This window comes from Pseudoalteromonas sp. AWM4_233, from assembly GCF_056158285.1.
Genome location: NZ_JBSWSZ010000113.1, coordinates 394,828 through 407,941 on the forward strand (window position 1 = coordinate 394,828; position 13,114 = coordinate 407,941).

13 protein-coding genes are annotated in these 13,114 nt (G+C 40.3%); 8 read left to right on the forward strand and 5 right to left on the reverse strand.

Annotation, left to right across the window (positions count from 1 at the left end):
- Positions 1 to 261: 261 nt before the first annotated feature.
- From yiaA to ACXAC4_RS23275, 3 genes are all read right to left on the reverse strand, one after another.
- The gene (gene yiaA, locus ACXAC4_RS23265; protein WP_475167720.1) at positions 262 to 708 is read right to left on the reverse strand and encodes an inner membrane protein YiaA; all 447 of its coding nucleotides are present in this window, start codon (positions 706 to 708) and stop codon (positions 262 to 264) included.
- A gap of 211 nt (positions 709 to 919) precedes the next feature.
- Positions 920 to 2,317, reverse strand: a complete 1,398-nt coding sequence (locus ACXAC4_RS23270) for an alpha/beta hydrolase (RefSeq protein ID WP_475166085.1) — start codon at positions 2,315 to 2,317, stop codon at positions 920 to 922.
- 12 nt (positions 2,318 to 2,329) lie between these two features.
- Positions 2,330 to 3,076, reverse strand: coding sequence for a helix-turn-helix domain-containing protein (locus ACXAC4_RS23275; RefSeq protein ID WP_475166086.1), 747 nt, complete (start codon positions 3,074 to 3,076; stop codon positions 2,330 to 2,332).
- Between the two features lie 241 nt (positions 3,077 to 3,317).
- Between ACXAC4_RS23275 and ACXAC4_RS23280 the strand changes: the two genes are divergently transcribed.
- On the forward strand, positions 3,318 to 3,668 hold the full coding sequence (locus tag ACXAC4_RS23280) for a hypothetical protein (protein ID WP_475166088.1): 351 nt from the start codon (positions 3,318 to 3,320) through the stop codon (positions 3,666 to 3,668).
- A 72-nt stretch (positions 3,669 to 3,740) separates the two neighbouring features.
- Positions 3,741 to 4,541 carry a DUF2145 domain-containing protein gene (locus ACXAC4_RS23285; RefSeq protein WP_475166091.1) on the forward strand — a complete coding sequence of 267 codons (801 nt, stop codon included), beginning with the start codon at positions 3,741 to 3,743 and terminating at the stop codon, positions 4,539 to 4,541.
- 197 nt (positions 4,542 to 4,738) lie between these two features.
- Here ACXAC4_RS23285 and ACXAC4_RS23290 read toward each other — a convergent pair whose 3' ends face one another.
- Positions 4,739 to 5,692 carry a hypothetical protein gene (locus tag ACXAC4_RS23290; protein WP_475166093.1) on the reverse strand — a complete coding sequence of 318 codons (954 nt, stop codon included), beginning with the start codon at positions 5,690 to 5,692 and terminating at the stop codon, positions 4,739 to 4,741.
- 636 nt (positions 5,693 to 6,328) lie between these two features.
- Positions 6,329 to 6,859, reverse strand: coding sequence for a TetR/AcrR family transcriptional regulator (locus ACXAC4_RS23295; RefSeq protein WP_475166095.1), 531 nt, complete (start codon positions 6,857 to 6,859; stop codon positions 6,329 to 6,331).
- A gap of 83 nt (positions 6,860 to 6,942) precedes the next feature.
- Here ACXAC4_RS23295 and ACXAC4_RS23300 point away from each other — a divergent pair, with 83 nt between their 5' ends.
- The 6 genes from ACXAC4_RS23300 (at position 6,943) to ACXAC4_RS23325 (ending at position 13,097) form a co-directional block, all read left to right on the forward strand.
- Positions 6,943 to 7,596: a glutathione S-transferase family protein gene (locus ACXAC4_RS23300; RefSeq protein ID WP_475166097.1), complete on the forward strand. Its 654-nt coding sequence runs from the start codon at positions 6,943 to 6,945 to the stop codon at positions 7,594 to 7,596.
- 1,101 nt (positions 7,597 to 8,697) lie between these two features.
- The gene (locus tag ACXAC4_RS23305) at positions 8,698 to 8,952 is read left to right on the forward strand and encodes a helix-turn-helix transcriptional regulator (RefSeq protein ID WP_058031874.1); all 255 of its coding nucleotides are present in this window, start codon (positions 8,698 to 8,700) and stop codon (positions 8,950 to 8,952) included.
- Positions 8,953 to 9,489 carry a hypothetical protein gene (locus ACXAC4_RS23310; protein WP_475166101.1) on the forward strand — a complete coding sequence of 179 codons (537 nt, stop codon included), beginning with the start codon at positions 8,953 to 8,955 and terminating at the stop codon, positions 9,487 to 9,489.
- Complete coding sequence (locus ACXAC4_RS23315; protein WP_475166104.1) at positions 9,470 to 9,649, forward strand: hypothetical protein; 180 nt, start codon at positions 9,470 to 9,472, stop codon at positions 9,647 to 9,649. The genes ACXAC4_RS23310 and ACXAC4_RS23315 overlap by 20 nt, the downstream gene beginning before the upstream one ends.
- A 210-nt stretch (positions 9,650 to 9,859) precedes the next feature.
- Complete coding sequence (locus tag ACXAC4_RS23320) at positions 9,860 to 11,236, forward strand: peptidoglycan DD-metalloendopeptidase family protein (protein ID WP_475166107.1); 1,377 nt, start codon at positions 9,860 to 9,862, stop codon at positions 11,234 to 11,236.
- Positions 11,237 to 11,546: 310 nt separating this feature from the next.
- On the forward strand, positions 11,547 to 13,097 hold the full coding sequence (locus ACXAC4_RS23325; RefSeq protein ID WP_475166110.1) for a Calx-beta domain-containing protein: 1,551 nt from the start codon (positions 11,547 to 11,549) through the stop codon (positions 13,095 to 13,097).
- Positions 13,098 to 13,114 lie beyond the last annotated feature (17 nt).

Here is a 13,114-nt window from a genome sequence, read left to right on the forward strand (position 1 = left end):
ATATCGTGTAAAAAGTGTAAAAAAGCGTCGGGTAAACCGACGCCTACAGAAAGTACCAGCCCCGGCTTTAATAGCTGACTGTAGGCGCGACTTTATGTCGCGCAAAGTAATTGCAAAAAAAACGTCGGGTAAACCAACGCCCACAGAAAGGACCAATCCCGGCTTTAATAGCTGACTGTAGGCGCGACTTTATGTCGCGCAAAGTAATTGCAAAAAAAACGTGGAGGTGAACCCTCGTTTTTGTAAAATAGTAATGCTTATTTATGATTGAGACTCTAGGTCAACTTCTTCTCTAACTTCATCATCATCCAATGCCATCACGTCACGAACATTCTTTTGCACTGTAATTGCTGCAAAGCCACTCAATAAAAACGCCATGGCGTAAAAGCCTTTTTCGCTCAGTAACAACTCTGCATTTACTAACCCAATTGTTAACAGGGCAATTGCAGACCCTGCAGCGGCCCAGCACATCATAAAATAAGGTTTTGAAATAGTGTGACCTTCCATTTTATCGCGGATGGTCTTTTGTAAAGACACGAATGAAAACAGGCCAAATAACAATACTGCTAGGTAATAACCTTTTTCATTCAATTGCATGGTGGCATTTGCTAAACCAATTAGAAATGCCGCGACACCTGCTACTAACATGGCAACGGATGCCATTCTAAATGCCTTACTTGGTTTATTGATAAGTACTTGTTTATTCATCACCTGTGTCTCCATTATTCTTGAATTCGTTACGTCTTGTAAGTGGATTCAGTATTAGAGACACAGCAAATTTAGTAAACCCAAACTATCAAAGATTAGTATTTAGGGACTAAAAGTATTGTTTTAATAAACTTTATTGAGGTTTTATTAAATATGGCTCCTGACGAAGGTCAGGAGCTAATGAGTTGAAAGGCTTAAAATCACGAGATGATTACTTTAAAGTGCTGTTAATAAACCCCTGCATCTGTTCAAGCATTTGCTCGTAGTAGGGGTTAAAGGTTAAGCGCTGCAAATTAGGGGTCGTTTCTAAGTTCGCCTCTGTCAGCTCACCTAAAGTAACCGCATTGGCTGTTTTACAACTGACGAATAGTTTAGTTCCGGTTAGATGCTCGCAATTACGATAACTACCCTGCCAACCATAATGCGGGTTACTCGGCGCATTTGTTGGGGATGTGTGTGCTATATCAAGCACACGCTTACAATACACTTGCCCTTCACACGAAAAAGTCGTGACGGTTTTTAATGAGTTAGGTAAGGCATTAAGTTGATCTTCAACGTTATTGGCATAGTAATACACAAGCTTATCTTGTGCTTGCGCTGCGCCGTTTTGTGCGTGCCAGCGAGCCAGTATGTTTACCGTTGCTTCGCTGTTGATGGTTTGGTCAACTTCGCTCACCACCACAAAAAACGGTATATTGCGTAGCCCTTTTAACTTTTTCGGTTCGATCCGCTTCATAAGCGCATGAACTTGTGCGCCCGCATTGGCAGGGAACGACTCATACTTAGCAAAGTCAATATCAGCCGCTTCATCTAAATAGTCGGTAAACCAACTGACGTATTTCGCTGCCCACGCCATACCCGCTTTTGCTTCACTGGCTGGCGACCACAGCATTACCCCTTTAAGTTTTTGCTGCTCAGTTTCGTTCAAGGTATTGTGATTCAAGTAATCAACAACCAAAGCACCACCTGTTGAAAAACCACCTAAATACACGTTATCGAAATCGTTAAGCATGCTTTTAATGGCATACGATGCCGCTTGTCGCCAATCAGCTTGGTCAATATCAACCAAGGCTTCTGCGGCTGTACCATGCCCAGGTAATAACAGAGTACGCACAGATATACCCTGCTCTAAAAATGAGTTGGCTAAATCATGAAATAAATATGGCGAATCAGTTAAACCATGAATCAGCAATACAGCTGCCTTTTCGTTAACGGCTTTGAGTTCAAACGGCGTGATTAAGTCTACAACTTGAAGTGGCTTATCTGCATACAAGCGTATGCTGGTTTCTGTTTTAATTGGACAAGGCATGTTTGCTTTGGGGTTTTGCGCATTAATATGCGCGCGCGCAGCAGCCAAGTAATCTTGAAAAGGTTTGTTTGATGCAAAATCGAAGTTGATGCGCTTAACACCGCCTTTGACAAATCGATAAGTGCCTGCTTGTTTAAATTTTTCAATTTGCACAAGGTCGTTATTAATCGTCACACAGTTAAGCGAACTAGCGTCTTTAGTCGTAGAAACATTGGCCGCAAACACATTGGCTGAGAAAGCACTTGTAAAGAAAACTGCAGCACTCAACATCGCTTTTTTGAAAATAGTATTAACTGACATGAAAGTGTCCTTCTAAACTTTTGATTTATTTCGTCTAAACTGCTCGAATAAAGTTGGTTCCCATGCTCGCATCGCGAATAAGAGCCCCATATGTTTGCGTTTCGAAATTGGTAGTGCTGAATCTTCTTGATTTAAGATCGCCGCTTCTTTAGTGAGCTGATTCAATTTACGTTGAATGATCTCAATGGAAGAATTGGAATAACGACCACGTAAATAAAAACGAAAACTATCTTCTTCATCAAACTTACTCGCCATAAAACGATGCAACACTTCTTGTTCCATAAATCGCTCTAACGGGCCGTTTTTGATCCACCTGAAATCTTGGGCAATGAGGAGTTTATAATGGTTGTTTGGCAGAAGTTGTATAAGCTTTATTTTATCAAGCCGTGCAAATAAGCGAATAAGCTCAAATTGATCGATATCATACTGTTCAATTATATCGTCAAACTGCCATGCATCACGAACACAGACCGCCACCAGTAGCAGCTTAGGATTATCAATAAGCTCTTGCTCTTGCTCTAATGTGAGCTCAGTTAGTTGCTCTTGTTGCTTCTCGGTGATGGAAAATAAATCAGACAGGCTTATCTGCAATAAATGACAGATCTCTTCTAGCCGTTGCAAGGTAAAGCTTTGCTGAGCAAAAATACGTTTAATATTTGCCTCGCTCATATCGAGCTTTTCAGCAATGTCTTTGTACGTTAGCTTTTGCTGTTTAAGCAGCATTTTCAGAGTATCGCTCACCTGCGAAATTTGGCTCATAGTGTTCCTTAAAAGTTTTACCAATGGCTTTCAAAAGCGTTCAAACTGGCAAAAAAGTCATTGCCTCTAACAACCAAGCAAATTGAAATAGCCTAAGCAAAAAGCCAGATAGTTTAGGATTACTATACTTAGAGTTTCTTAAATTGCTACATCTAATAACCGAGTTTACGTAATTAATCCTCTGGTCTAACTTGTAGTCAACGCAAACAAACACAGTATGTTGAATTTAAAGGACACCACTATGAAACGCATTTCTCAACTTTTCACATTAGGTTTAATTGCATTGACATCATTTGCATCTTACGCAGAGTCAGCGTCTGAACATGCCAGCAAAGGCAGCCGCCACTCAGCGCTAGCTAGTGCACACAGCACTACAGCCAGCGCCCAAGTAGCCAGCGGCGTGGTCGCAGTGCCATTATTAGTTGCTGGCAGCACAGCATCAGCTAGCCAAGCCGTTGGCGAGTCACTAATTGATGCTGCATCAGGTAAACATACAATCGATAAACATGAGCCACTCGAAATTACCGAAATCACCATTACCGTTGACCGCTCACCCGCAGAGCAAATGAAGAAGTCAGAAAAGAAAGACTGATAAAGCTATTTAACTCAAATACCTAACAAAAGCTGTAAAGCCCCTTTACAGCTTTTAAATAAGGAGCACATAATGCGCTACTTTAAATCTCTTATCTTCTTATTTATTTTTCTGCTTTCTCAAAACACCTTTGCTGGCAGTCAGCAAAACAGAGAGTCTAAATTTGCAGCCGAAGAAGTGGCTAAGTTTGCCAAATCAGTAGAAAAGTATGCAGCGAAACAGGGCGCCCGTGCGTTTATTATTGCGCGTTTAGGTCAACCAGAAAAAGACTTACCTCGCGGCTTTCAATTCACTCACACTGCTATTGCTGTTTATTCTCAGATCACGTTAGAGAATGGCGAAAAAGCCAAAGGCTATGCCATTTATAACCTCTATCAAAATGCCGATAACCCAGCAAAGAGTGCGTTAATGACTGACTACCCTGTCGACTTTTTCTGGGGCGTAGAGAGTCTAAAAGCCGGGGTTATTATTCCCTCGCCTGACTTGCAATACCGTTTAATTGAAGCCATCGCATCAGGTAAAAATAAAGCACTACATAACCCGAATTACTCATTAATCGCCAACCCGTTTAACAACCAATTTCAAAACTGTACCGAGCATACGCTGAATGTGATCAATGCTGCAATATACGAAACCGACGACATGATGCGTATTAAAGCCAATACCGAAGCCTATTTCACGCCACAGCCTGTGAAAGTGAGCCGCTTTAAATTGGCATTAGGAAATTGGTTTGCTAAAGGGGTGAGTACAGAAGACCATGAACGAAAGATTCAAACGACCAGCTTTACGAGCATTGGCCGATATTTAAAAGAGTTTGGTTTGATGGAAGAAGCGGTGGTTTATGAGGGTGGAGAGGCTTACAAGCTATTTTAAAAATAACTTTATGCCGCGAAGTATTATGACAATATACGTTGCGAAGCAGAGTATATTTTGCACCTAAATCAAATTGACATACTGAACGCCTTTAGATTAACTTCGACAGCGCGACGAAAGCGAAATCAGAAACACAAAAAAGCCACCAATTTTCATTGGTGGCTCTATTGCTTATTTAAATAAATATTGGCTATTGCTTATGGCTCTGCAGTACAACCAAAGTCACCACATTCAGGTTCCCATCGTGTTCTTGTGGTAATTGTGTCATTTACCTTTAAGAACAGGTGGTTTGAGATATTAATATCAACATAACCAATGTTCACTGAACCATTGTTTCTCAAACTCTTTGAACGTGTATATGCTTTAACTGTAATTGATTCGCCGCTCACCAAGTCTTTAAATGCATTTTCAAGCTCTACTGCATAGTCTTTACCACGATAAACATATTTACCATGTGGTAAATATCTGTCTAAACCAAACAGCACGTCTTCATATCCATTTGTTCTGCTGTTAAGTGCTGAATAGATAGAGCTTTTTACGCTGCTTTCAATTTTGTCTTCTAGCTTATTAGTAACTAACCAGTTAAAGCCAGGGATTAACCAGTCTAGCGCTGAGTCAACATCAACATCAACATTCACTTTGAAGTTTGAGTTTGCAGTTAAGTTATTTAATTTACCCGTAATTGGGTTATAAGTACCCGTTAGGTAAAGCTTGTTAGAGTTAATATTGATTCTACCGCTTGCGTACCAGCTCTTCTTAATTTTTGCACTAGAAGCGACAGAAATATTACCAACTCGAGCTTCAATATTGCCATTTGATAGACCACGAAGTCTAATTTCTAGATCGCCATTTACGTTGAAGCTGTATGATTTAAGGGAAGCTTTACCATTGATTTGCTTTTGAATTTCACTTCTAATTTGGCTTCTTAGTTGAGTTTCATATGACTCAATCTGATGCGCCTTACTCGTGATTTTCCTTAGTGTTGAGCTTTTATGAGTTTTACTAAATTGAGTGCTGCCATTTTTATAAGTCACTTTACCTTCAGCGCTCCAACCGTTTGCAGGAATATACTCAATGTATTTCGCAAATGATGAAAAGCTAAATAGAGTCGCACTTAGTGCTAACGCAGACAATGAGAGTGTTTTTTTCATATTTATTAATCCATTTCCTTATTAATAATACAAATCAGAACGATTTGCGGTGCCCATTATCAATACAAATGTTAATAAATCAAGAGGTTTTAACATTAAAATTTCATTACATTTTAAGAAACTTACCTCTAATAAATAAATACCTAAAAAATTTCAAAAACTTAAATACAATCATTGCACAAAGAAATGTTTGAAGTAAAAACTCAACACAACAAATACTTACTCACGACAATGGAGTTAAACTTGATAAATGCATCCACCTTATACTTATTCAAAAAGATTTAATTGATGAGAATGTCAGCGTATAACGAAGCTTTTGCTCCTGACAAATTCAAAGTATCTAAATCCATTTTGGCAATGCGCTTCAAGCTAATTTAGTTCATGGATGGGTGACGAGTGAACGATGCGAAGCATCGCAGCGCGAGGAAGTGGAGACATGGATGCCGACAGGCTGATGCTTCAGGGAAGAATTTCGGAGCTATTTCAAATTGAATGACCTAGCCGCCCTTTGGCTGCCGTCGCCAACGTGACAAAGAGCAAAATTGAAGGCAAATTTCAATTGCCTCAACTTAAGTCAAAACAGCTCATTTCACCTTGCGCAAAAGTAACCTTGCTTCGCAACGTATATTTTGCACCTTATCCCTCACACGCAGCTAATAACTTCTCCACCAGCTGTTTATCAGTCAACGACTCTGACAGAGCTACTGCGCCAATCATTGTTGCAGCTTCTTTTAGTGCTTCTGCTTCTGTCAGTCCTTGCGACTCAATATATTTCACAAATCCTGTGAATACCTTTTCGTAAGTTTCCCTGACTAAAGGTTCTCGCTGTCTGATGTCTGAAATCAACAAAGCTATCGGGCATTGCTGATTGTCTTCTAGAGTTGGGTTTTGCCCTTGCTGTAAGTAATTATGTTGCAAGCTTGCAAAACCTTGGTCGCAACCTTGAGTAATGTTCTCTCTAGCTTCAAATGCAGCAACCACCAGCGCTTGGTTATATAAGTCGGCTTTTGATTTAAAGTGCGCGTAAAATGCACCACGCGTCATGTTTGCTGATTTCATCACATCATTGATCCCCACAGCATCAAAGCCCTTTGCAACAAAAAGCTTGGCGGCACAGATCAGAATTTTCTCTTTGCTTTTAGTTTTGTGCGTAACATCCCAAGGCATGGCTATTCCTTAAAAATATGATCTTGAACATATTGTCGTTGCAAATAATATCGAGTGCAACCATTCAGAAAAGGAAAGTAAAAATGAACACACTCAAGATTGTAGGTCCTGATTTTTCAACATTTGTTCGCTCGATTGAGATGATCTGTAAATTAAAGTCATTACCCTATTCGTTGCAAAATCAGTGGCAAGGTGAAGATGTCACATTGGGCTCTGAAGGACTATTAAAGCTCCACCCTTATGGCAAGGTGCCGGTATTAATTGATGGTGGTTTTATCTTGCCTGAATCTAATGCCATTGCTCGTTATCTAGATACACTTACAGACCCAAGCGTGTTTGCAAGTGACCCAAAACAAGCTGCCTCAATAGATGCTTGGAGTAGCATGCTGTCGATTTATGGTTATCGTGATTTGATCTCTTTGTATGTTTTAACCTTAAAGTTTCCAGCAAATCAAGATGGAACACCTTGTGCAGAAGCCTTGGAAAAAGGAAAGCAAGCAGCACATTCAACATTGAAAATATTGGCAGAAAAATATAACTCGCAAAGTAAGAGAAGTAATTGGTTTTTAGGGGAGCAATTCACTTTAGTTGATGCGATCTTACTACCAATGCTGGATTACATTCACGGCTTAGAGGGCGATTTGAACTTGCTTAACCAATACCCTGATCTTAAGCGGTATTATCAAGCAGCTTTTGACTACCCGCATTGCGCTGAGGTGTTGAGTTTTAATCGTTAGCAAATAGACGGGGGGAAGGTCTGCACAGTGCAATCTATTCTTAGAACCAACTGAGGCCCCTTTCCCCTTCCACCTCATCTGAAAATAATTCATGGATAAGTGACGAGTGAACGATGCAAAGCATCGCAGCGCGAGGAAGTGGAGGCATGGATGCCGACGGGCTGATGCTTCAGGGAAGAATTTTGAAGCTATTTCAAATTGCATGGCTCAGCCGCCCTTTGGTTGCCGTCGCCATAAATGACGACCTACAAAACTGTCAGACTCAAAATTTGCTAAACGAAGTACACAAAACCAACAGACAGCCCCCTACCCCTTCTATATCGCCGAAATTAAACAATTGATGAGTAATGTCAGCGCATGGCGGGATTTTTGTTCCAGACAAATCCCAAGTACCTAAATCCATCTAGGCAATGCGCGGCAAGGTTGATTTAGTGTTAAATGTCGCAATAAATGACGACCCACAAAACTGTCAGACTCAAAATTTGCTAAACGAAATACACAAAACCAACAGACAACTCCTCTACCCCCTTCTATCTTGCCTTAAAGTAAGCAATTGATGAGTAATGTCAGCGCATGGATGCGCTGCAAGGCTGATTTAGTCCATGGACGGACTATTCAGCCGTTTACGTTCATATCAATTACTTATTTGAAGAAACAGCGAGATGGAGGGGCGCCGTGGGAGTCCAGAGGGCGGTCGGCGGCAGCCGCCCTTTGGTTGCCGTCGCCAACGCGACAAAAAGTGAAATTGAAGGTTAATTTAAAATGTCGCCATAAATGACGAGATGCTAAAAAGTTTTGAGAGAAATGTTGTTGTACATCCATGTAGCTACGCCCATCGGGTATCCATACCCTCACCTCCTCGCGCTGCGAAACTTCGTTTCGGTCACTCGTCGCCCTTGCGCGAAAGTAACTTTGCTTCGCACACAACAGCTATTACTTCAACTACGGCTAAAATGGCTAATTTATGGTTGCGCAAAAGTAACTTTGCTTCGCAAAGTGTATTTTGCACGGTATTTAACAAAATATATACAAATGAATATTCTCATGGTAGCCTGTCCCGGTTTTTATCTATTAATTTGTTAAAACACGGATAGGGGTTGAATGAAGGAAATCGAAAGAAAGCGCAGTGCAGAAAGCTTTAAGCTTCATGTGCAACGTTCACTACGGCAAATGCGGCAAAGTAAAGGTATGTCACAAGCGCAATTGGCTAAAAAAATGATATCCAATGTTGATCAATCTACGATAAGCAATTGGGAGTCTGGCAAAAGTGAAATGACCATGACACAACTTTTAGATGTGTTATTCATTTTTGGTGTCGACCTAGATTCTTATTTTTCGTTTTTAAGGAAAGATTAAATGGAAGCATTATCAGTGTATTTAAATTATTTCACATACGCTCCAATCGCGATATTTCTTTTCTCTTTAGCTGTATGCTGGAAAAGTATTGGCGCTAGATGGTTTTTAACTTTACTGGTTACAGTAGAGTGCATTGACTTATATACCAGTCAATTCTCTATAAAGTGGACAACTCATTACTATATTTGGTCTGCTTTTATAGGCCTTTTATTTCTAACACCATCCTTCTATAGAAGTTCAATAGCACAAAAAGTTTATTCATATACAAAAAAAGAGTTTTTTCATGAAGCTTCAAAACTGAAATTTACTCAACAAGAAGCTGCGATTTTGATTATATCTTTTTTATCAATGTTCGCTAATTTAGTGAGTTATGTTGAAATTTTAATGTACAAATATTATGTTATTGATATGTTTTATTTCAAACAATATATTCTAGATAACTTACAATTATTTCTTCATATTTTGGTCTGCTTAGCAGCCTTATCTTTTTCATTCACATCAAGTAAAGGACATAAGAATGAAGCAGCTAGAGCCTAAAAAGTTAATTAAAGTTTTTGGTGGTACTGGAGGTGTAGTAATTAGTCCTCCCCCTCCAACTCGCGGTGATGAAAAAGTAGTTCAACCGACTAGCGTCGTATACGATAGCTTTGAACCAGTCACTTTACCGGTTGAAACCAAAACACCTGACGAAGGTTAATTTAGTCTTCACTAATTAACTCAATCTCCTAAATAAACCCTGATTTTCAGGGTTTATTTGTTTTATTCCTATCAAAAAATCCCTACACTAAATAACCCGTTCAGCTGACGTGCACCCTGCGCAATTAGAATGCCTGAACTGATAAAAAATCTAACTATAAAAATAAAATGAAAATACATTCGTTCAACAGCGATGTTTCAAGGAAGTAATATGGCTTTAAAAAGACTGTTATTGTTAAGCGCATTTCTAGTTGGCTGCAATGACAATAATGAGCAAGCAACACAACCAAATGAGCCTCTTTCAGCACAGGCGGCCGGTGATACAGCTGTCACTGACAGCGATAAAAATACTGCCAATACTGAATTATCAGCAGAGATTAACACTGAGCCTGAACCGCTTGAAACTCCACCTCAAGTCACAACGTATACTTTAAAACGCGGCCAAACCATTACCCATGTTTTGAAAGAAGCCGGATTCAGTTTGTCGCAAATTTATGCGCTAGCACGCGACATAAAGCCTCATTTTGATTTTAAGAAAATTAAATCTGGCACTCAGTTCGATGTTGTCACGCACATAGTCAATACGCCTGTTATGACCGCTGAAACAATGACTGATGCCGATATAAACAGCAACGACACAGCAGGCACTGATACAGTAAAAGAACAAAAACACCTTCGCTTTGCCACCAGCTATGGCGAATTAATTGAAGCCACATTAATTGATAACACTTGGCAGTTGTCGCCTATTTCAATAGAGGTGAGACAGCGCCGCTTCAGTAAATCATTTGAGATCAGTCAAAGTCTTTATAAAGCGGCAAGTCAGGCTGAGATCCCTGCCAATGTCATCAACAGTGCGATTTTAGCCATGTCTCATTTTGTCGACTTTCAACGTGAGATCAGAACTGGCGATAAGATCACATTAAACTTTAGCCAATCAACGGTGCAACAAGACGCACATTTATTTGAAAAGTTTAGTGCCCCGCAAAAACTCGTTGCCATAGAATTTGTGAACAACAAAGATGTTTATCAGCTCTACCAGTTTGAAGACGCCTATTACTTTGCAGATGGGAAGCTGGCACAAAACTTTTTAATGAAAACACCGCTCAATGGCGCGCGACTTTCATCGTCTTTTGGTAAGCGAAAACACCCTGTTTTAGGCTACACTCGCCAACACAAAGGCATTGATTTCAGTGCACCAACTGGTACACCTATTATGGCGGCTGGTAAGGGTAAAGTACTCAAAGCCAATTACAGCAAAAGCTTCGGCTATCGCGTGTTATTAGAGCACCATGGTGGCTATCGCACCTTGTATGCACATTTAAAAGGGTTCGCAAAAGGCATTAAAAAAGGCGCCAGTGTAAAACAAGGGCAAATCATTGGTTACTTAGGTAATACCGGTATGTCTACAGCCCGTCACTTACACTATGAGGTGCATAAAAATGGCAGAGCAATCAACCCATTAACCATGAAGCAACCAAGTAATATTCAGTTGAAAGGCGAAGATTTAGTGGCATTTAAAACGCATATTCAAGGAGTAAATCAAAGGTATGCCGCCATTAGTAAAAACGATACGCACATTGCCGAGTAATCACACCGTCTAACTCAATCATAAACGACGAGACTTTAGAAAATCGAGGGCAGAATAACCTGAGCCCTCGATATATAAATTACGCTCACACCATCTACCTCCTCTGTGTTTTCACATACCCTGCTACTACAACACAACGAAAAGTAAATTGCTAAAAGCACATAAAAAAATCAAAAACCACAACCTTTTAACTACCAATTGTAAATTTAATGTTTACTTTTTATTCTTTTTATGGATTACTAATAGCTCAAAAATAAAACACTCTTTCAAGGACTGGCCAAAACTCATCTAATTTCTAGAGAGGTAAGCTATGTTAAAACCCCACCATTTTGGCACCTTGCTGATCGGCTTATGTTGCTTCATATCTGCGCAAGTTTACTCAGCTGCTTGTACTGGCAAACTCTATGGTATTAATGCAGGTCGAGGAGAAGTCGGCTTAGTTTTTGATGTAAATGAGTACAGTGGTGACACATTTATTCATTCAAAAGCACTCTTTAGTTCTGCGGCCTTGGCTTATGCCAGCGACTTAAATCGCTTGTACTATATCAGTGCGCCTAGAGCGCATGAGTATCAGCTTGATTTATTTGACGTTGATTTAAATAGCACAGAGTTGAAGTCACTGCCTATTTCGGCCAGTCGGCACAAATACACTCGGATTGCCTATGTAGATATGACAACCAAAACACATACTTCTCTTGCGAAAAGTAAACCTATGTACCGTTTAGCTTATAATGAGAATACTGGCTTGCTAGTCGGCTCTTACTTCAATAAGTTATACAGCATAGACCCTCATACTGGCGCGACGACTTTACTTGGCACACTCTCAGGCTACACAGAAGACAGTGAAATGTGGCGAGGCGATCTGGCTTTTAATCAAGGGCAATTATATTTGGTTACTAACTCAGCCATTTTTACCGTTAACCTTGAATCATTAACATTAAACAAGCTTTCATCTCACTCTATCCCAACTTTAACGGGAGCGGTGTTTAATGGCGCTGGTGCTTTGATTGTTAGCCGAGATAAAAGCAATGATTATGGCAGTCTAAATAAAACCGACCTCTACCAGGTTCAACCTTATACGGGTGAAGCGTGTAAAATGGCAACGCTGCCTGCACAGATAAATGATTTAGCCGTTGATAACACTGACAGTATAGGTTGCCCAGAAACACCATTATGCCAACCTCTCACACAACCTGAAATTTCTCTTTCTGCAATTACAGCTTCTGTGAATGAAGGTGGCACATTAGAGTTTGAAGTCACGCTTGATAGAGCAACAGGGCAAGACGTTAAAATTGATGTTTCAACAACCCCTATCACGACACCGAATAATGATTACACCTACCCAGATCAAACTATAACGATTGCAGCTGGTGAAACCAGTTATCGTATTCAGATCCCAACCCTTGATAACTCGGTATACGAAGGAAATAAGCAATTTAATGTACATGTTTCCGCTGCAGAGCACGCCACAGGGAGTGCACAGCAAACAGCAACCATTGTAGAAAATGACCCGAATACCGCTGAACAATTACAAAATGCCGCTAAAAATGGTCAAGTCAACTGGGAAGGCTCAGATGGTTGTTGTCACGGCCAGCGTATTAGAGGCATTAAAGGGTATTTTCCAAATGCGCCCGCAGGCACTGTTGTTAATTTTTATATCAGTAGTCAAAAAATAGCAACGAAAACACTGTCTGGCAGCTTTGCTTATGCAGGAGACAGCCAAAGTACTTGGTGGATGAACAATGGCACGGTGGCTTGGGCAACACTGACGTATAACGGTGTGACAGTCAACGTTCATACGGGTCATAAATCTCAAATTCACAATCATCACAATGTAAACTGCGCAAACGGTTGCTGGTAAAGCGACTCCCCCCACAA

Excerpts from the sequence above, each read along its gene's own strand:
- yiaA (WP_475167720.1), bottom strand. The coding sequence starts at position 708 with ATGAATAAACAAGTACTTATCAATAAACCAAGTAAGGCATTTAGAATG.
- ACXAC4_RS23315 (WP_475166104.1), top strand. The coding sequence starts at position 9,470 with ATGAAGCAGCTAGAGCCTAAAAAGTTAATTAAAGTTTTTGGTGGTACT.
- ACXAC4_RS23310 (WP_475166101.1), top strand. The coding sequence starts at position 8,953 with ATGGAAGCATTATCAGTGTATTTAAATTATTTCACATACGCTCCAATC.
- ACXAC4_RS23295 (WP_475166095.1), bottom strand. The coding sequence starts at position 6,859 with ATGCCTTGGGATGTTACGCACAAAACTAAAAGCAAAGAGAAAATTCTG.
- ACXAC4_RS23325 (WP_475166110.1), top strand. The coding sequence starts at position 11,547 with ATGTTAAAACCCCACCATTTTGGCACCTTGCTGATCGGCTTATGTTGC.
- ACXAC4_RS23290 (WP_475166093.1), bottom strand. The coding sequence starts at position 5,692 with ATGAAAAAAACACTCTCATTGTCTGCGTTAGCACTAAGTGCGACTCTA.
- ACXAC4_RS23285 (WP_475166091.1), top strand. The coding sequence starts at position 3,741 with ATGCGCTACTTTAAATCTCTTATCTTCTTATTTATTTTTCTGCTTTCT.
- ACXAC4_RS23275 (WP_475166086.1), bottom strand. The coding sequence starts at position 3,076 with ATGAGCCAAATTTCGCAGGTGAGCGATACTCTGAAAATGCTGCTTAAA.
- ACXAC4_RS23300 (WP_475166097.1), top strand. The coding sequence starts at position 6,943 with ATGAACACACTCAAGATTGTAGGTCCTGATTTTTCAACATTTGTTCGC.
- ACXAC4_RS23270 (WP_475166085.1), bottom strand. The coding sequence starts at position 2,317 with ATGTCAGTTAATACTATTTTCAAAAAAGCGATGTTGAGTGCTGCAGTT.
- ACXAC4_RS23280 (WP_475166088.1), top strand. The coding sequence starts at position 3,318 with ATGAAACGCATTTCTCAACTTTTCACATTAGGTTTAATTGCATTGACA.
- ACXAC4_RS23320 (WP_475166107.1), top strand. The coding sequence starts at position 9,860 with ATGGCTTTAAAAAGACTGTTATTGTTAAGCGCATTTCTAGTTGGCTGC.
- ACXAC4_RS23305 (WP_058031874.1), top strand. The coding sequence starts at position 8,698 with ATGAAGGAAATCGAAAGAAAGCGCAGTGCAGAAAGCTTTAAGCTTCAT.